General features: G+C 42.5%; 20 protein-coding genes. All 20 read left to right on the forward strand.

The genetic code is table 11. The features are described 5' to 3' along the window. Positions 1-520: tRNA (adenine(22)-N(1))-methyltransferase (locus RWS39_RS05840; protein WP_314481348.1), on the forward strand; the 520-nt coding region annotated here is incomplete at its 5' end. Further along, positions 507-1,304: a Nif3-like dinuclear metal center hexameric protein gene (locus RWS39_RS05845; protein ID WP_314481350.1), complete on the forward strand. Its 798-nt coding sequence runs from the start codon at positions 507-509 to the stop codon at positions 1,302-1,304. The genes RWS39_RS05840 and RWS39_RS05845, both read left to right, overlap by 14 nt. A gap of 11 nt (positions 1,305-1,315) precedes the next feature. After that, positions 1,316-2,428: an NAD(P)/FAD-dependent oxidoreductase gene (locus RWS39_RS05850; RefSeq protein ID WP_314481352.1), complete on the forward strand. Its 1,113-nt coding sequence runs from the start codon at positions 1,316-1,318 to the stop codon at positions 2,426-2,428. Continuing rightward, positions 2,425-3,465, forward strand: a complete 1,041-nt coding sequence (locus RWS39_RS05855) for a hypothetical protein (RefSeq protein ID WP_314481354.1) — start codon at positions 2,425-2,427, stop codon at positions 3,463-3,465. The genes RWS39_RS05850 and RWS39_RS05855 overlap by 4 nt, the downstream gene beginning before the upstream one ends. A 110-nt stretch (positions 3,466-3,575) precedes the next feature. Continuing rightward, positions 3,576-4,046 carry an 8-oxo-dGTP diphosphatase gene (locus tag RWS39_RS05860; protein ID WP_314481356.1) on the forward strand — a complete coding sequence of 157 codons (471 nt, stop codon included), beginning with the start codon at positions 3,576-3,578 and terminating at the stop codon, positions 4,044-4,046. Positions 4,047-4,222: 176 nt separating this feature from the next. Next, positions 4,223-5,092 (forward strand): glucose-1-phosphate thymidylyltransferase RfbA, encoded by an 870-nt coding sequence (gene rfbA / locus RWS39_RS05865; protein ID WP_061422743.1) that lies wholly within the window; start codon positions 4,223-4,225, stop codon positions 5,090-5,092. A 4-nt stretch (positions 5,093-5,096) separates the two neighbouring features. Beyond that, on the forward strand, positions 5,097-5,690 hold the full coding sequence (locus tag RWS39_RS05870) for a dTDP-4-dehydrorhamnose 3,5-epimerase family protein (RefSeq protein ID WP_314481358.1): 594 nt from the start codon (positions 5,097-5,099) through the stop codon (positions 5,688-5,690). Positions 5,691-5,830: 140 nt separating this feature from the next. Beyond that, positions 5,831-6,877, forward strand: a complete 1,047-nt coding sequence (gene rfbB, locus RWS39_RS05875) for a dTDP-glucose 4,6-dehydratase (protein ID WP_314481360.1) — start codon at positions 5,831-5,833, stop codon at positions 6,875-6,877. A 358-nt stretch (positions 6,878-7,235) separates the two neighbouring features. Further along, a complete protein-coding gene (locus RWS39_RS05880) occupies positions 7,236-7,838 on the forward strand; it encodes a hypothetical protein (RefSeq protein ID WP_314481362.1) in 603 nt (200 codons plus the stop codon). Between the two features lie 212 nt (positions 7,839-8,050). Further along, positions 8,051-8,344 (forward strand): cupin domain-containing protein, encoded by a 294-nt coding sequence (locus tag RWS39_RS05885; RefSeq protein ID WP_005590484.1) that lies wholly within the window; start codon positions 8,051-8,053, stop codon positions 8,342-8,344. Between the two features lie 116 nt (positions 8,345-8,460). Continuing rightward, positions 8,461-9,591, forward strand: coding sequence for a radical SAM family heme chaperone HemW (hemW, locus tag RWS39_RS05890; RefSeq protein WP_314481365.1), 1,131 nt, complete (start codon positions 8,461-8,463; stop codon positions 9,589-9,591). 3 nt (positions 9,592-9,594) lie between these two features. After that, complete coding sequence (locus tag RWS39_RS05895; RefSeq protein WP_314481367.1) at positions 9,595-10,332, forward strand: acyl-[acyl-carrier-protein] thioesterase; 738 nt, start codon at positions 9,595-9,597, stop codon at positions 10,330-10,332. Between the two features lie 9 nt (positions 10,333-10,341). Further along, positions 10,342-11,112, forward strand: a complete 771-nt coding sequence (locus RWS39_RS05900) for a TIGR01457 family HAD-type hydrolase (protein WP_314481369.1) — start codon at positions 10,342-10,344, stop codon at positions 11,110-11,112. Then, positions 11,105-11,728, forward strand: a complete 624-nt coding sequence (locus tag RWS39_RS05905) for a TIGR01906 family membrane protein (protein WP_314481371.1) — start codon at positions 11,105-11,107, stop codon at positions 11,726-11,728. Before RWS39_RS05900 ends, RWS39_RS05905 begins: the two co-directional genes overlap by 8 nt. Positions 11,729-11,747: 19 nt before the next feature. After that, entirely contained in the window at positions 11,748-12,719 is a 972-nt protein-coding gene (locus RWS39_RS05910) for a CPBP family intramembrane glutamic endopeptidase (RefSeq protein WP_314481374.1), read from the forward strand. Positions 12,720-12,873: 154 nt separating this feature from the next. After that, the gene (locus RWS39_RS05915) at positions 12,874-13,617 is read left to right on the forward strand and encodes a DeoR/GlpR family DNA-binding transcription regulator (protein WP_390896046.1); all 744 of its coding nucleotides are present in this window, start codon (positions 12,874-12,876) and stop codon (positions 13,615-13,617) included. Then, complete coding sequence (gene pfkB / locus RWS39_RS05920) at positions 13,614-14,525, forward strand: 1-phosphofructokinase (RefSeq protein WP_314481378.1); 912 nt, start codon at positions 13,614-13,616, stop codon at positions 14,523-14,525. Before RWS39_RS05915 ends, pfkB begins: the two co-directional genes overlap by 4 nt. Continuing rightward, positions 14,522-16,483, forward strand: coding sequence for a PTS fructose transporter subunit IIABC (locus RWS39_RS05925; protein WP_314481380.1), 1,962 nt, complete (start codon positions 14,522-14,524; stop codon positions 16,481-16,483). Before pfkB ends, RWS39_RS05925 begins: the two co-directional genes overlap by 4 nt. Before the next feature lie 222 nt (positions 16,484-16,705). After that, positions 16,706-17,170 (forward strand): hypothetical protein, encoded by a 465-nt coding sequence (locus tag RWS39_RS05930; protein ID WP_314481382.1) that lies wholly within the window; start codon positions 16,706-16,708, stop codon positions 17,168-17,170. 87 nt (positions 17,171-17,257) lie between these two features. Then, positions 17,258-17,632, forward strand: a complete 375-nt coding sequence (locus RWS39_RS05935; protein ID WP_015605101.1) for a DUF1149 family protein — start codon at positions 17,258-17,260, stop codon at positions 17,630-17,632.

Raw genomic sequence — 17,632 nt, forward strand, 5'->3', positions numbered from 1 at the left:
GTCTGCCCAGAAAAATGTGGCAGAGCATGGACTGACGGAGCAGATTGAGGTTCGCCTGGCCAATGGTCTGGCAGCTTTGGAAGCGGAGGATCAGATTGACACCATCGTTATCGCTGGCATGGGTGGTCGCTTGATTTCAGAGATTTTGGAAAATGGCAGAGCTAAGCTTGAGTCTATTTCTCGCTTGATTTTACAGCCCAATAACCGAGAGGATGAGCTCCGCAGCTGGCTGGTATCCAACGGCTTTCGTTTGCTGGCTGAGGATATCTTAGAAGAGGCTGGAAAGTTTTATGAAATCCTAGTGGCAGAAGCAGGCCAGCAAACTTTGACAGAGCAAGAAAAGCGCTTTGGACCTTTTCTGCTAGAGCAGCAATCGCCTGTTTTTCGGCTAAGATGGCAAAAAGAACTGAAGAAACTTGAAGGAGCTCTAGCCCACATCCCAGAAAAAAATGAGTTAGAACGCTCTGCTATGTCCCAAAAAATCGAAATTATCAAGGAGGTACTCTATGTTAGCAAGTGAAATCATCGCTCGTTATGAAGCCTACTGCCCGCAAGAACTGTCCATGGAGGGCGACATTTCAGGCCTGCAAATCGGGACCTTGGACAAAGAAGTGGACAAGGTTCTAGTGGCATTGGATATTCATGAGCAAACGGTGGCGGAGGCTATTGAGGCAGGTGCTGGACTGATTATCGTTAAACATGCTCCTATCTTTCGGCCACTCAAGGATCTAGTGGCGGATAAGGCGCGAAATCAAATCATTCTAGACCTCATCAAGCATGATATTGCTGTCTATGTCAGCCATACCAATATTGATGTCGTGGAGGACGGGCTCAACGACTGGTTCTGCCAGCTATTGGACATTGAGGAGACAAGTTTTCTCAGTCAGACAAGCCCAGAACATGGTATTGGCCGTGTGGGGAGGATTGCTCCTCAGACTTTTGGGGACTTTGCAGCTAAGGTCAAGGCAACTTTTGGACTGGATAGTGTGCGTCTGGTCGCTTATGAAGAAGCGGATCTCAATCGTGTGATTGAGCGTGTAGCTATTTGTGGCGGCAGCGGTCAGTCCTTTTATCCGGAGGCCATTGCCAAGGGAGCGCAAGTCTACATAACTGGTGATATTTACTATCACACTGCTCAGGAAATGCTGACAGAAGGACTTTTGGCGCTGGACCCTGGACACCATATCGAGGTTCTTTTTACGGAGAAATTAAAAGAAAAGCTTGATACCTGGAAGGCAGAAGAGGGCTGGGAGATTGAGATTCTGGCTAGTCAGGCTTCGACCAATCCTTTCCGACATATTTGAGAGGGAGCGACATGAAAAAAGTAGCAGTGATTGGAGCTGGAATTGTCGGATCAACAGCGGCTTACTATCTGTCCAAATCCCCAGATGTGGAAGTGACTGTCTTTGATGACGGCAAGGGGCAGGCAACCAAGGCAGCCGCTGGCATTATCAGTCCTTGGTTTTCAAAGCGTCGCAACAAAGCTTGGTACAGGATGGCGCGTCTGGGCGCTGATTTTTATCAGGAATTAATTACGGAACTGAAATCGGCTGGAATCCAGACAGACTTTTACCAACAGACAGGTGTTTATCTGCTTAAAAAGGATGAGAGAAAGCTGAAGGAGCTTTATGATCTGGCTGCTAATCGTCGTGAAGAGTCGCCCTTAATAGGGGACTTGAGTCTTCTCAGCCTTCAGGAAGCGCAGGAGAAATTTCCAGACCTGCAAGGCTTTGAGCAACTTCTCTATGCTTCCGGTGGTGCTCGTGTAGAGGGAGCACTCTTGACGGAGACGCTTCTGAAAACCAGCAAGGCAGAGTTGGTTGAGAAAAAGGTAAGCTTGACAGTAGAAGGAGAGCAACTTCTGGTGGACGGACGTAGCTTTGACTGTGTCATCTTAGCTGTGGGGGCTTGGTTGGGAGAAATCTTGCAGCCACTGGGTTATGAGACAGATATTCGGCCGCAAAAAGGTCAGCTACGTGATTTCAAGCTGTCTGAGCAGACTGACGACTACCCAGTTGTTATGCCTGAGGGCGAGCTGGATATCATTCCTTTTCTAGCGGGCAAGGTCAGCGTCGGTGCTAGCCATGAAAATGATCAGGGCTTTGATTTGACGGTAGATAAAAAAATGCTGGATCAGTTGCAGCAAGAAGCGGAAACTTATTTGCCAAGGTTGGCTACTACAGAGATTTTAGGCGAGCGCGTGGGAACGCGGGCCTATACCAGCGACTTTTCTCCTTTCTTTGGAGCTGTGTCAGACTTACCGCATGTCTACGCAGCCAGCGGCCTAGGCTCCTCTGGTCTGACAACTGGTCCGCTCATCGGACGCCAATTGGCTCAGATGGTTTTAGGAGAAGCAGGGCTGCTGAATCCAGCTGACTATCCTATTGAGCGCTATGTGGAGAAGAAGGCACTTAAGGAAAACAAATGATTATAATATTTTTCATTTTACTTTTACTAGTAATATCAATCTTAATATCAATCTCACTTATTCTATTTACCAGACACAAAAGTCGTTCTCAACATCCTCTTATTGCTCAAAATAATGGAGGAGATCAGGAACTAGCAAAGAATCCAAAAAAGAAAATAGGTTTCGGTATTTTGGGCTGTTTCCTATCTAGTGTGGTGATCATTATTTCCATATCACTCGTCTCTATGTTTCTGAGTTTCATAGATATGTGGGGGATTTTTGTACGAGTGCCGAAATATGAAATGGTACAGGCTGTTCAGCGCTCTTATAAGCAGAGTGGTTTTGAAGGAACGGTCAGAGTTTTAGATGCCAATAAAAACTATACCTCTTTCGCTGGTTATTTAATCAGAGCTGAATATTCTGAGGAAATTGAGGGGCAAACGGTTAAGATCGGTGACCGAATTGAGTATTACACCTCGCGGGATGAGAAATATGGAAAAACAGATATTGACCTACAGCTTGAAAAGGGAGACGCAATTTATCAAGCTTTCCCTAGTATCGCTTATAGGGGACTTGAGCTGAGTCCGGGTTATAGTGAAACTTTAGAGACTGTAAAAGATAGTTTTACAAAGGCAGATAAGAAGAAACTATATCTTGAATCCCTTGATTTTATGATAGATAAGGATGCACCAAATATTGATAAATACGAGGCTCTTATAAAAAAGAATCGGGCAGAAGGCCAGCCTTTGCAGGGCTTGTACCCAATCCCTACTTCTGACATGTTGGAAAAAGAGGCTCTTGCCATTGAAATGAAGGTAATTTTGAACGTGGAGCAAGACGATGGATCTATCATTGGTATTGGCCAAGACCAGAAGAATGATGATAAAATCAAGCAGATTTTACAAAAGCAGCTAGATTTAACGAAGCTACCAAATGCACGTTATCTTATGATCATTAGTGTCGGTAAACATAGTAAGTATTCTGGATTTGGTAAATACGAAGTCATTGTTCAAAATCATCAGATCGTTCGATTTTCTATCCAAAATGAACAATACTGAGTTGAAATAAGTTTTTTGGGGTGCTTGCTTTTAATTACAGCTTGTGGTTGTATAAGCATCATGAACGCGGTTTTCCTAGAGTTACTAGTTCCATGTGGAGAAGGTTTGATATGACAGAAACTATTTTGAATTGGGTCAATATTTGTGTAAAAAAAGATGATGAAATCCTATTGCTCAATCGCCAGCATGATAACTTTAAAGGGTGGATACAACCAGGTGGGAAGGTGGAGTTTCCAGAATCTTTTTTTGAAGCTGCAATGCGCGAGTTAAAAGAAGAAACGGGACTGACTGCTCTAAACTTGGAATTGAAGGGAATTTCAGGCTTCACTAATCCGAGTAAAAAAGAACGGTATGTGTATTACGATTTTCTTTGTACTGCCTTTGAAGGACAAGTCAGGGGAAACGATCATGAAGGGGAGCCCAAATGGTGGAAGATTTCGGAACTTGACCAAATAGATATACAGGACGACATACGTGAACGTTTGCCTCTCTACTGGCGGAAAGGCTCTTTCGAGCGGATTCATTACTGGAATGAGGAAAAACACTGTATCGGGGAAACCAAGACGATTTTGTATGATTGATTTTAGAGGATAAGGAGAAATTATGGACTGGTTACGGTCGCAGCCTGTGGTTATGCAGGCATTCTTGGCTGGGCTTTTTACATGGGGATGTACCATTATTTAAAGATAGTGAAAAGGATGACATCCGCTTTCAAAAATGGTAGAATAAAGGGAATACATTAAGAGAGGAAACTCATATGAAAGGTATTATTCTTGCAGGTGGTTCTGGTACTCGTTTGTATCCATTGACTCGCGCTGCGTCAAAACAGCTCATGCCGGTTTATGACAAACCCATGATCTATTATCCATTGTCAACTCTTATGTTGGCTGGTATCAAGGACATCTTGATTATCTCCACTCCGACAGATCTTCCTCGTTTTGAGGATCTGCTGGGTGATGGCTCTGAGTTTGGCATCAAGCTCTCTTATGCTGAGCAGCCAAGTCCGGACGGACTGGCACAAGCCTTTATCATTGGGGCTGATTTTATTGGAGATGACAATGTAGCGCTGATTCTTGGGGATAATATTTACCATGGACCAGGTCTGAGTAAAATGCTCCAAAATGCTGCTGCTAAGGAAAAAGGAGCAACTGTTTTTGGCTACCATGTCAAGGATCCAGAACGCTTTGGTGTCGTAGAATTTGATGAAAATATGAATGCTATCTCCATCGAAGAAAAACCAGAACAGCCGCGATCTAACTATGCAGTAACTGGACTCTATTTCTACGATAACGATGTCGTAGAAATTGCCAAGAACATCAAGCCAAGTCCTCGCGGAGAATTGGAAATCACAGATGTTAACAAGGCTTACTTGGATCGTGGTGATTTGTCTGTTGAGCTCATGGGACGTGGTTTTGCTTGGTTGGATACAGGTACCCACGAAAGTCTCCTAGAGGCAGCGCAATATATTGAAACAGTTCAGCGTATGCAGAACGTTCAGGTGGCAAATCTAGAAGAAATTGCCTATCGTATGGGCTATATCACTAAAGAGCAAGTGCACGAATTGGCGCAGCCGTTGAAGAAGAATGAATACGGACAATACTTGCTCCGTTTGATTGGAGAAGCATAAGAAGATGACAGAACAATTTTTTGATAAGGAATTAGCAGCGCGTGAGGTTCCTGGAATCCCTGGAATGTTAGAATTTGATATTCCCGTGCGTGGGGACAACCGAGGTTGGTTTAAGGAAAATTTCCAAAAGGAAAAAATGCTGCCGCTAGGCTTCCCTGAAAGCTTCTTTGCAGAAGGGAAACTGCAAAATAATGTCAGCTTTTCTCGTAAAAATGTCCTGCGTGGTCTTCATGCTGAGCCTTGGGACAAGTACATCTCTGTTGCAGATGACGGCAAGGTGCTGGGATCTTGGGTAGACCTGCGTGAGGGCGAGACCTTTGGCAACACCTACCAGACAGTGATTGATGCCAGCAAGGGGATTTTTGTGCCACGTGGCGTAGCCAACGGCTTCCAAGTCCTTTCTGACACGGTTTCCTATAGCTATCTGGTGAATGACTATTGGGCTTTGGAACTCAAACCGAAGTATGCCTTTGTCAACTATGCAGACTCAGCTCTAGGCATCCAGTGGGAAAACCTAGAAGCAGCAGAAGTCTCAGAAGCAGACAAGAACCATCCGTTACTCAAGGATGTCAAACCTCTAAGAAAAGAAGATTTATAAGAAGAGTGAATGTTTATTTTTATCATTTCCTTCTTTAACTTTTTGGGAATTCTATTTTCTGCTTTTTTAATTGCTGTTGCTCTTTTAATGTTGCAAAAATTTATCCTGATTCTAATTTTATTTTGGAGACAAGAAAATCAATGACTGAATACAAAAAAATTATCGTGACAGGTGGAGCTGGATTTATCGGTTCTAACTTTGTCCACTATGTTTACAATAACTTTCCAGATGTCCATGTGACAGTGCTGGACAAGCTAACTTACGCAGGTAATCGTGCTAATATTGAAGAAATTTTAGGCGACCGCGTTGAGTTGGTTGTTGGAGATATTGCTGATGCAGCCTTGGTAGATAAACTGGCAGCTGAAGCTGATGCCATCGTTCACTATGCGGCAGAAAGCCACAATGACAACTCGCTCAATGACCCGAGTCCATTTATCCACACCAACTTTATCGGAACTTACACACTCTTGGAAGCAGCACGTAAATACGACATTCGTTTCCACCATGTGTCAACTGACGAAGTCTATGGGGATCTGCCTCTGCGTGAAGATTTGCCAGGTCATGGGGAAGGACCAGGTGAGAAATTTACAGCTGAAACCAAGTACAATCCAAGTTCGCCTTACTCATCAACTAAGGCAGCTTCAGACTTGATTGTCAAAGCTTGGGTTCGTTCATTTGGTGTCAAAGCGACTATTTCTAACTGTTCAAATAACTATGGTCCTTACCAGCACATTGAGAAGTTCATTCCGCGCCAGATTACCAATATCCTGAGCGGTATCAAGCCAAAACTTTATGGCGAAGGTAAAAACGTTCGTGACTGGATTCATACTAATGACCATTCATCAGGTGTTTGGACAATTCTGACCAAAGGCCAAATCGGTGAAACTTACTTGATCGGTGCTGATGGTGAGAAGAACAACAAGGAAGTGTTAGAGCTCATCCTTAAGGAAATGGGACAGCCAGCTGACGCTTATGATCATGTGACCGACCGTGCTGGCCACGACTTGCGTTATGCTATTGATGCCAGCAAACTTCGTGATGAGCTAGGCTGGAAGCCAGAGTTCACCAACTTTGAAGCGGGTCTCAAAGAGACCATCAAGTGGTACACAGACAATCAAGACTGGTGGAAACCAGAAAAAGAAGCGGTCGAAGCTAACTATGCTAAAACGCAACAAGTGATTAAGTAAAAATAGAGGTTGGGACAAAAGTCCTAGCCTCTCAATTGTCTTTGGATTGTCGAGCAAGACGCAGTGGTTGAGTGGGCTCTACTACGCTGATTTCATCAGCTTTTACAGCCCTACTCAACTGTGCGGAGGTGGGACGACGAAATCGAATTCTAACGAATTACCGATTTTTGTCCCACTCTCTTGTTATACAGGCAATATGCGACTAAGAGGCTGGGATTATTTGTCCCAGTCTTTTTTATAGGATTGTTAGCCTTTTAATCTGTTTGTTACAGAAAATAATGTAAAAATAGTGTAAAATGAGATAAATCCTTTCTGTATTTTCAGCTAAGGAGATTTCTCAAGGTAAAGGAAGACAAAAATGAAATTGATCAAAAGATTGGTAGGAATTGTCTTGGTGCTGTTGCTTGCAGCAGTGCTGTTTCTAGTTTCTTCCTCCATCAATCCAAGTGAGCAATTAAAAAACATTCAAGCTAATACTTCGTGGGAAAGTATGATTGAGCCGACTTTGAGTAATGCCAATGTAACGGCTCAGGGAGTCAGCACAGAAGTCTCTCTAAACAGTGTCCAGCTTAATCAGCTTCTCAAGTCTTCGCTGACTGATAGCGATAATCAGGAGCTGCTGAACAGTGCTTACAGTATTGAAGGCAATAAGCTGCGCATTCAGTATCCGGTTAAGCTATTTTTTATTGACAGTAAACTGGATCTAGAGGTGGATGTGACAGTGAAGGGGAGTGCCTTATACATCACAATCGATAGTGCCAAGCTAGGCATCCTTCCTATCCCTAAATCTTGGGTGACTGGCATGCTGAAGCAGCAACTGCAGACCTCTAATTCGACTATCACGACGGAAGGAGATAGTTTCCTTCTTTCTCTGCCGCAGAGTCCGTTTAGCATTGACAAAATCAGCCTGCAGAATGGAGTTGCTAAAATCCAGATCAGTATAGCTTATGGAATTCAATGATTTTGAAATTTAATTTAAACCAAATTTCTAGATTGAAGAAAAGATCTATTTTAGATGACGTTCTTCAATCTTTTTATATCTAAGAAAATTGATCGAATAGAGCATGATGAAAATACCACATTTTTTTAACTTTGTAGGTATCAATTAGGAATATTAAAAAATTCTGAGAATTCTTTAAAATTATGCTAAAATGAAGAAAAGGAGGGGAAACGATGAAATTTTACTCAATAGATCCAAATGTTGATGTGGTTGAAACTCCGGTTGAAGAGCAAGGACGTCTCATCCGCCATTTGCACCTTGCTAAAGGAAAACAAATTCCTGAACATAGCGCAGATGCTCTTGTTACAGTTGTCTGTCTAGAAGGAAAAGTGGATTTTACTGCTCTGGGAGAAACTGTACAATTGGTACCGGGAAGTTTTCTGACAATGGAGCCGAATGAACTTCATAGTTTATATGGTGTGGAAGAGAGCCATGTTTTAGTGATTCAGCAGTTGCTTTATCCCTGATCTACTTGAACAGATGCTCTTTCAACATTAACTCAAGGAATTTTTCTATTTCTTGAGTTTTTTTATTCTATTTTCCAAGAGGGCTTTGTCGCTAATTTTATGCTATAATAAATACTATGCAAACTAAACCAACTTCTGCCTATGTGCATATTCCTTTTTGTACTCAGATTTGTTATTACTGTGATTTTTCCAAGGTTTTTATAAAGAATCAGCCAGTGGATTCTTATCTGGAGCATTTGATTGAGGAATATCATTCTTACGATATCAAAAAGCTCCGTACCCTCTATATTGGAGGAGGGACCCCGACAGCTCTATCGGCGCCTCAGTTGGCTTTTTTGCTGGAGAAGCTGACGGACAAGCTAGACTTGTCTTATCTTGAGGAGCTGACCATTGAAGCCAATCCTGGGGACTTGGATGAGGAGAAGATTGCTGTACTAAAAGACTCGCCTGTCAATCGGGTTTCGCTGGGCGTCCAGACTTTTAATGACCGCATGCTTAAGCAAATTGGTCGCAGTCACTCGGAAAAGGACATTTACGAGAATATTGCCAATCTCAAAAAAGCGGGTTTTGACAATATCTCGATTGATCTGATTTATGCCCTACCCAAGCAGACCATGGAAGATGTAAAAACCAATGTAGCCAAGGCCATTGCTCTGGACATTCCTCACATGAGCCTTTACAGCTTGATTTTGGAAAATCATACGGTCTTCATGAATCGGATGCGGCGAGGAAAGTTGCCTCTACCCAAGGAAGACTTGGAAGCGGAGATGTTTGAATACATTATAGCTGAGCTGGAAAAGGCCGGCTTTGAGCATTATGAGATTTCCAACTTTTCCAAGCCAGGCTTTGAGAGTCGTCACAACCTCATGTACTGGGACAATGCTGAATATTATGGTATCGGAGCTGGAGCATCTGGCTATGTCAATGGTGTTCGCTATAAAAACCACGGCCCCATTCGTCATTATCTGCAGGCGGTGGAAGCAGGCAATGCCCGTGTGCAAGAAGAAGTGCTGACGCTGCATGAAAAGATGGAAGAAGAGATGTTTCTGGGGCTTCGAAAGAAGTCAGGTATTTCCAAAAAACGCTTTGAGGAAAAATTCGGTCTTTCCTTTGAGGACCAGTACGGTGCTGTTGTGGCTGAGTTGACTGAGCAGGGCTTGCTAGTGCCAGACAGAGACATCGTGCGCATGACTAAGAAGGGCCTCTTTTTGGGCGATACGGTTGCTGAGAAATTTATATTGGAGTAAATCATGGGCTTAACTTATCAAATGAAAATGAAAATTCCCTTTGATATGGCGGATATGAACGGCCATATCAAGCTGCCTGATGTCATCTTACTGTCTTTGCAGGTATCAGGCATGCAGTCGATTGAGCTCGGCGTCAGCGACAAGGACATGCTGGAGCAGTATAATCTAGTCTGGATTATCACGGACTATGATATTGATGTGACACGACTACCACGATTTGCAGAGGAAATCACCATTGAGACAGAAGCATTGACTTACAATCGGCTCTTTTGCTACCGGCGCTTCACGATTTTTGATGAGGCGGGTAAAGCCATTATCCAAATGATGGCGACCTTTGTCCTTATGGATCGAGATAGCCGCAAGGTTCACGCTGTCGAGCCTGAAATTGTTGCACCTTACCAGTCTGACTTTTCTAAGAAATTGCTGCGCGGTCCCAAGTATCCAAACTTGGAAAATCCTGTCAGCAAGGACTATCATGTGCGTTTTTACGACTTGGATATGAATGGGCATGTCAACAATAGCAAGTATCTGGACTGGATTTTTGAGGTCATGGGGGCAGATTTCCTTACCCAGCATATTCCTCAGAAAATCAACCTGAAGTATGTCAAGGAAGTTCGACCAGGCGGCATGATTGCTTCTAGCTATGAACTAGATGGTCTGCAGAGCACGCACCAGATTTCTAGTGATGGCGATGTCAATGCGCAAGCTATAATCACTTGGCAAGAGATTGAAAAAGATTAGAAAGTATGTATGACTTATAAAGGATATTTGATTGATTTAGACGGGACGATTTATAAGGGAAAGAGTCGGATTCCAGCAGGGGAGGCCTTTGTACACGAGCTGCAGAAGCGTAGCATTCCCTATCTTTTCGTGACCAATAACACTACGCGCACGCCAGAAGCTGTTCAGACTATGTTGGCTGAGAATTTCAACATTGAGACGCCGCTTGAGACTATTTACACAGCAACTTTAGCGACTATTGACTATATGCAGGAGAAAAATCTGGGCAAAAAAGTCTATGTCATCGGTGATGTCGGACTTAAACAGGCCATTGAAGAAGCTGGATATATAGAGGATACAGAAAATCCTGACTATGTAGTAGTGGGCCTTGACTGGGAAGTGGACTATGAGAAGCTGACAATAGCGACTCTGGCCATTCAAAAAGGTGCCCACTTTATTGGGACCAATCCTGATCTCAATATTCCAACGGAGAGAGGTCTGCAGCCGGGAGCTGGTGCTATCAATGCCCTCTTGGAAGCAGCTACTCGGATTGAGCCCACCTTTATTGGCAAGCCTAACGCCATTATCATGGAAAAAGCGATTGAGCATCTAGGACTGGCGCGTGAGGAAGTGGTCATGGTGGGCGATAACTATTTGACAGATATTCGAGCGGGAATCGACAATGGCATTCCTACTCTCTTGGTTACGACGGGATTTACCCTGCCAGAAGAGGTGCAAAACCTTCCTATCCAACCGACACATGTCTTGTCTAGTCTAGCGGAGTGGGACTTTGATGCGTGATAAAGTAAGATTTTCAGCTAGCGTTTTGTGCTTGCTGGCGGTAGCTATCCTGCTAACTATTTACCTGGCTTGTCTCTTATACCCAATAGAGATTTCTTATTTTAACTTGCCGGATAAGGTGTATTTGAAAGCAGAGACCATCCAGTATAATTTTAATATTTTGATGGATTACCTGACCAATCCTTTTAATCAAAAGTTGGCGATGCCAGATTTTCGCTCGTCAGAAGCAGGACTGCATCATTTTCAAGCGGTCAAGTATCTTTTTCACTTGGCGCAAGCTATTTTTCTAATAACTGTGCCAGCTTTGATTTTCTTTGTCAAAAATGTAGTTAAAAAGGGATTTTTAGGTCTCTACAAACGAGTATTTCTGTTAATTTGTCTTTTACCACTTATTCTAGCAGGACTGGTCTTCCTGATTGGTTTTAACAATTTTTTCACTCTCTTTCATCAAGTTCTTTTTGTTGGTGATAGCACCTGGTTGTTTGACCCAGCTAAGGATCCAGTCATTTGGATTCTACCAGAAGAATTTTTCATGCATGCCTTTATTCTTTTTGCTCTTCTTTACGAGGGAATCTTTTTAAGTTTGTATTTTTTCAGTAGAAAGACTCGTAGCTAATAATAACAAAGGAGAATTTATGAATACGTTACCTGAGCCTTTAAATCCGAAGAAAGATTTGGGGAGATTTTCAGCAAGCTGCTTCACTTACTCTATCGTGATGCTAGTGGTTGTAATACTTTATACTGTCTTTTCCTATTTCTTTGTTCTTTTTCAGCAGGGATTTGATATAGGTAAGACTGAGGAATTTGTAAAAAGTTTTATGGATAAAGATGGCGGTTCCTACATTATCGCTTCTTGTGTGGGAGTGCTTATTTTCACTATTTTCAGGGGCAAGCAGCTTTTCACGCGAGATTTGCGCAAGAAAAATAAAAAAATGACAGCCAAAGTCTTCTTCTTCATGATTTGCTTCTTGTTTTTCTCTCAGCTGTTTAGCACTGTGACAAGTCAAATCATGAATGCTATTTTGTCGCTCTTTGGTTTGGATCTTTCTGAGATTTTATCACAAGATTTTAGCTCTCATTCAATCACCATGTTTATCTATACAACGATCATGGCACCGATTACGGAGGAGATTATTTTTCGAGGAGCAGGCTTGCGAGCTTTGGAAAAGCACGGAAAAGTATTTGCCATTGTCATGACGGCTCTCCTTTTTGGACTGTTTCATGAAAATCTCTATCAGCTTTATTTTGCTGCTATGATTGGTCTGGGATTTGGTTACATCGCTTTTGAATATTCCATTTTCTGGGTGATCTTCTTCCATATTTTCAATAATTTGGTCATCGCAGAAGGACTTGATTTTCTGACCAACTATATCCCAGAAAGTATCGTGAATCTCATAAATTATGGATTAATGACTTCAGGAACAACGGTAGTATTGATTGTACTCATCTTAAATAGGTCGAAAATTAAAGCTTATATTGCTGAAAATAGATCTCAGCCAGGTACATATAGGCAAGCTCTTAAATCAGTCTGGTTCTGGGTATTTTCAATCTTATGTGTGCTTGCTGCCTTTTTACCGATCCTTCTTGTCTATATCAGTTCAATGTAATAGAGGAATTAAAAGAAGTCTAACAGGCTTCTTTTTTCTATATCCAAACAAATGATTTTTTTGATAGAAAATGACAGAAAATGATAGAAAATACTTGACTTTGAAATTTAATCTTGTATAATAGAACTGTAATCGATTGCAGAGGAGGTATTCTATGCTGAAGTCGAAAAGAAAGCAGCTGATTCTCGAAAAAGTTACCAAAGATAAATTTGTGTCTTTAGAGTATCTGGTACAAGCTTTAAACACTTCAGAATCAACTGTTAGAAGAGATTTGGATGAGCTTGAAAGCGAGCGGAAGTTGAGGCGTGTGCATGGTGGTGCCGAGAGTCTTCACTTTTTGCAGGAGGAAGAAAGCAACCAAGAAAAATCTATCAAAAACATTCAAGAAAAAACCAGGATCGCTCAAAAAGCAGCCAGCTTGATTCAAGAATACGATGTTATTTTTATTGATGCAGGGACGACCAATGAACTCTTAGTCAATGAATTGCACGATCCGAGCGTGACGGTGGTGACCAACTCTATCCATCATGCGACTAAGTTGGTGGAGCGCAACATTCCCACAGTGATTATTGGTGGAGTGGTAAAACGCTCGACGGATGCTAGTATTGGTGGTGTCGCTCTAAATCAAATCGGCCAGCTGAATTTTGACAAGGCTTTTATCGGAATGAATGGAATTGACAGTGGATTTTTCACAACTCCAGACATGGAAGAAGGAGCAGTGAAACGCGCTATTCTTGAAAATGCTAAGAGAACTTATGTTTTGGCTGATGCCTCAAAGTTGGGCAATACATCTTTTGCAAAAGTGGCCCCAATATCGCGCGCAAAGCTCATTACAAACCAAACTGAATCTGAAGTGATTCAAAAGATTAAAGAAAAAACGGAGGTAATAGAAGCATGATTTATACAGTCACACTCAATCCATCCATTGACTATATCGTTCGCTTGGACCAAGTTCAAGTCGGTAGTGTCAATCGTATGGACAGTGATGATAAGTTTGCTGGTGGGAAAGGGATCAATGTCAGTCGTGTCTTGAAACGCTTGGATATTCCAAATACAGCGACTGGATTTATCGGTGGCTTTACTGGTAAATTTATCACAGATGCCTTGGCAAAAGAAGAAATCGAAACTCGTTTTGTTCAAGTGGCAGAAGATACTCGTATCAATGTTAAAATCAAAGCAGACCAAGAAACAGAAATCAACGGAACGGGTCCAACTGTCGAACCAGCTCAGTTAGAAGAATTGAAAGCTATTTTATCTAGTTTGACAGCAGAAGACACAGTTGTATTTGCTGGTTCAAGTGCCAAGAATCTAGGAAATGTCATCTACAAGGACCTGATTGCCTTGACTCGTCAGACAGGGGCACAAGTGGTTTGTGACTTTGAAGGACAGACCTTGATTGATAGTTTGGATTACCAGCCACTTTTGGTCAAGCCAAACAATCACGAACTTGGAGCTATCTTTGGAGTGAAACTTGAAAGTTTAGATGAAATCGAGAAATATGCTCGAGAATTGTTGGCTAAAGGTGCTCAAAGTGTCATCATCTCTATGGCTGGGGACGGTGCCCTCCTTGTCACATCTGAAGGAGCTTACTTCGCTAAACCAATCAAAGGGACAGTAAAAAATTCAGTTGGTGCTGGTGACTCTATGGTCGCTGGATTTACCGGTGAATTTGTCAAATCGAAAGACGCAGTAGAAGCTTTCAAATGGGGAGTGGCTTGCGGAACGGCAACTACCTTCTCGGATGACTTGGCAACAGCGGAATTTATTAAAGAAACATATGAAAAAGTTGAGGTAGAAAAACGATGAAAATTCAAGACATATTGAGAAAAGATGTCATGTTGCTGGATTTGCAGGCAAATGAAAAAACAGCTGCCATTGAAGAGATGATTAAAAGCTTAGTGGATCACGGTTATGTGACGGATTTTGAAACATTTAAAGAAGGCATTTTGGCGCGTGAAGCCTTGACCTCAACTGGTTTGGGTGAGGGAATTGCTATGCCTCACAGCAAAAACTCTGCTGTCAAAGAAGCAACAGTTCTCTTTGCCAAGTCAAACAAGGGTGTTGACTATGAAAGTTTGGATGGGCAACCAACAGACCTCTTCTTCATGATTGCAGCTCCAGAAGGTGCCAATGATACTCACTTGGCAGCCTTGGCAGAATTGTCTCAATACTTGATGAAAGACGGTTTTGCAGACAAATTGCGCAAAGTATCTTCACCAGACGAAGTTATTGCTCTTTTTGACCAAGCGTCTGAAAAGGCAGCTGAACCAGCAACTGTTGCTCCTGCAACTGAGGGAGGAGACTTCCTCGTAGCTGTTACAGCTTGTACAACAGGAATTGCTCACACTTACATGGCCCAAGAAGCTCTTCAAAAAGTGGCTGCTGAAATGGGCGTTGGTATCAAGGTTGAAACTAATGGTGCTAGCGGTGTTGGCAACAAACTGACAGCAGAAGACATCAAAAAAGCTAAAGCAGTCATCATCGCAGCAGACAAGGCTGTTGAAATGGATCGTTTTGATGGCAAACCTTTAATCAGTCGCCCAGTTGCAGACGGTATCCGCAAGACAGAAGAATTGATCAATCTGGCTCTTTCTGGCAATGCCGAAGTCTACAAGGCTGCTAACGGTGGTGCTGCAGTAGCTAGCAGCAATGAAAAACTTAGCTTGGGTGGAGCTTTTTACAAGCACTTAATGAGCGGTGTTTCTCAAATGTTGCCATTCGTTATTGGCGGCGGAATCATGATTGCCATTGCCTTCTTGTTGGATCAGATCTTAGGTGTGCCAAAGGATCAGCTTTCTAATCTGGGAAGCTATCATGAAATTGCGGCTCAATTTAAGGCAATTGGTGGTGCAGCCTTTGGCTTCATGTTGCCAGTATTGGCTGGTTATATCGCTTATTCAATCGCTGAAAAGCCTGGTTTGGTTTCTGGTTTCGTAGCCGGTGCAATTGCTAGCAGTGGCGCATCATTTGGTGGTGTTGCCTATGCTGCGGGTGGTGAGAAGACACTCTCTCTAGCGGGTGTATCATCTGGTTTCCTTGGAGCTCTGGTCGGTGGATTCTTAGCTGGTGGTGTGATTTTAGTCCTTCGCAAATTACTTGCAAGTCTGCCTCGCTCACTTGAAGGTATTCGCTCCATCTTGCTCTTGCCTCTTCTTGGTGTTCTTGTGACTGGATTCCTTATGCTGGCAGTCAATATCCCTATGTCAGCAATCAATACAGCCCTCAACGATTTCTTGGCAAGTCTGAGCGGAAGCTCTGCTGTCCTTCTCGGTCTCTTGGTCGGTGGTATGATGGCAGTCGATATGGGTGGACCAGTGAACAAAGCAGCCTATGTATTTGGTACAAGTACGCTGGCAAGCACTGTCTCAACTGGTGGTTCTCCAGTCATGGCAGCGGTTATGGCAGCTGGTATGGTTCCACCGCTTGCAGTATTTGTTGCAACTCTACTTTTCAAAGATAAATTTACTACTGAAGAACGTGATTCAGGTTTGACAAATATCGTCATGGGGCTTTCCTTCATCACAGAAGGTGCGATTCCTTTTGGAGCTGCTGACCCAGCCCGTGCAATCCCAAGCTTTATCGTAGGTTCAGCTCTTACAGGTGCACTTGTCGGTCTATCTGGCATCAAACTTATGGCTCCTCACGGAGGAATCTTTGTCATCGGTTTGACTAACAACCCAATACTTTACCTTGTGTATGTCTTGATTGGTGCAGTTGTCAGTGGTATTCTTTTCGGATATTTGCGTAAACCACTGGAAAAATAAAACATAGGTGAAAGAGAGTGGGACAGAAATCGGTAATTGGTTAGAATTCGATTTGGTCGTCCCACCTCCGCACAGTTGAGTAGGGCTGCAAAGGCTGATGAAATCAGCGTAGTAGGGCCCACTCAACCACTGCGTCTTGCTCGACAATCCAAAGACAATTGAGAGGCTAGGACTTTTGTACCAGCCTCTTTTTGCCATAATTTGAATAGATGGGATAAGATCATGAAAACATATACAGATAAGTTAGTTGTGAATATGAAAGCAGAGATTGCTTGGGAAGCATTGAAAATGATGGATAGATGGCTCCCTAGTTTGTCAACAAATCAAGCCATTTACTTTGAAAGCGGAGACGACTTTTTCTACGAAGGAAGAAAATACGATATTGTGACAAAAGAAGGGGTAAAAATGTCTTGCGAAATAAGCGAGGTCAATGAAGAGGCCTTTTGGATTGAGATACATGCGAGACACTCTCTTCTGCATTCGATTTTAAATTGTCAAGTGATTCCTTTGACTTCTTCGAGTTGCCAATTGGTAAGGATACAATCTTATCCAGGCTTTGTTGGATTTTTATTTAATCTATTCTTTAAGCGTAGAGAAGCAGGCGAGACGAGCGAGTATTTGGAAGTATGGAGGAATTACGCCCAGAATCAGTTTCAGACTTTGCGAGAATCCGTTACCATCTCCTAGTGAATAAAGTTCTGAATATAATTATCGCTAGAAAGATACATCAAATTATGTTATAATGGACTATCGTATATTTTTAGGAGAATAGTAATGGAATTACAACGTGAACAAGAATTTGTCAGCCAGTATCATTTTGATGCACGCAATTTTGAATGGGAAAAAGAAAATGGAACACCAGAAACAAAAGTTGACGTGAATTTTCAGCTGATTGAAAGAAATGAAGAAAAGAATTCAACATCCATGATTGTGATTTTGACTTTCATGATTGTGTTTGATCGTTTTGTGATCAGTGGAACGATTACGCAGACAAATCATATTCAAGGACGTTTGGTAGAGGAACCTAGTGAGTTTGAACATGAAGAAGTGGAAGAATTGGCGCGTCCTTGCTTGACCATGCTCAATCGCTTGACTTATGAAGTGACGGAGATTGCGCTAGATTTACCAGGTATTAATTTGGAGTTCTAA

The sequence above is a fragment of the Streptococcus cristatus genome, from assembly GCF_963529205.1.
Lineage (GTDB): Bacteria > Bacillota > Bacilli > Lactobacillales > Streptococcaceae > Streptococcus > Streptococcus cristatus_O.

Bases quoted from the DNA above. Each gene is read 5' to 3' on its own strand.
- RWS39_RS05845 (WP_314481350.1), top strand. From the start codon at position 507: ATGTTAGCAAGTGAAATCATCGCTCGTTATGAAGCCTACTGCCCGCAA.
- RWS39_RS05850 (WP_314481352.1), top strand. From the start codon at position 1,316: ATGAAAAAAGTAGCAGTGATTGGAGCTGGAATTGTCGGATCAACAGCG.
- RWS39_RS05855 (WP_314481354.1), top strand. From the start codon at position 2,425: ATGATTATAATATTTTTCATTTTACTTTTACTAGTAATATCAATCTTA.
- RWS39_RS05860 (WP_314481356.1), top strand. From the start codon at position 3,576: ATGACAGAAACTATTTTGAATTGGGTCAATATTTGTGTAAAAAAAGAT.
- rfbA (WP_061422743.1), top strand. From the start codon at position 4,223: ATGAAAGGTATTATTCTTGCAGGTGGTTCTGGTACTCGTTTGTATCCA.
- RWS39_RS05870 (WP_314481358.1), top strand. From the start codon at position 5,097: ATGACAGAACAATTTTTTGATAAGGAATTAGCAGCGCGTGAGGTTCCT.
- rfbB (WP_314481360.1), top strand. From the start codon at position 5,831: ATGACTGAATACAAAAAAATTATCGTGACAGGTGGAGCTGGATTTATC.
- RWS39_RS05880 (WP_314481362.1), top strand. From the start codon at position 7,236: ATGAAATTGATCAAAAGATTGGTAGGAATTGTCTTGGTGCTGTTGCTT.
- RWS39_RS05885 (WP_005590484.1), top strand. From the start codon at position 8,051: ATGAAATTTTACTCAATAGATCCAAATGTTGATGTGGTTGAAACTCCG.
- hemW (WP_314481365.1), top strand. From the start codon at position 8,461: ATGCAAACTAAACCAACTTCTGCCTATGTGCATATTCCTTTTTGTACT.
- RWS39_RS05895 (WP_314481367.1), top strand. From the start codon at position 9,595: ATGGGCTTAACTTATCAAATGAAAATGAAAATTCCCTTTGATATGGCG.
- RWS39_RS05900 (WP_314481369.1), top strand. From the start codon at position 10,342: ATGACTTATAAAGGATATTTGATTGATTTAGACGGGACGATTTATAAG.
- RWS39_RS05905 (WP_314481371.1), top strand. From the start codon at position 11,105: ATGCGTGATAAAGTAAGATTTTCAGCTAGCGTTTTGTGCTTGCTGGCG.
- RWS39_RS05910 (WP_314481374.1), top strand. From the start codon at position 11,748: ATGAATACGTTACCTGAGCCTTTAAATCCGAAGAAAGATTTGGGGAGA.
- RWS39_RS05915 (WP_390896046.1), top strand. From the start codon at position 12,874: ATGCTGAAGTCGAAAAGAAAGCAGCTGATTCTCGAAAAAGTTACCAAA.
- pfkB (WP_314481378.1), top strand. From the start codon at position 13,614: ATGATTTATACAGTCACACTCAATCCATCCATTGACTATATCGTTCGC.
- RWS39_RS05925 (WP_314481380.1), top strand. From the start codon at position 14,522: ATGAAAATTCAAGACATATTGAGAAAAGATGTCATGTTGCTGGATTTG.
- RWS39_RS05930 (WP_314481382.1), top strand. From the start codon at position 16,706: ATGAAAACATATACAGATAAGTTAGTTGTGAATATGAAAGCAGAGATT.
- RWS39_RS05935 (WP_015605101.1), top strand. From the start codon at position 17,258: ATGGAATTACAACGTGAACAAGAATTTGTCAGCCAGTATCATTTTGAT.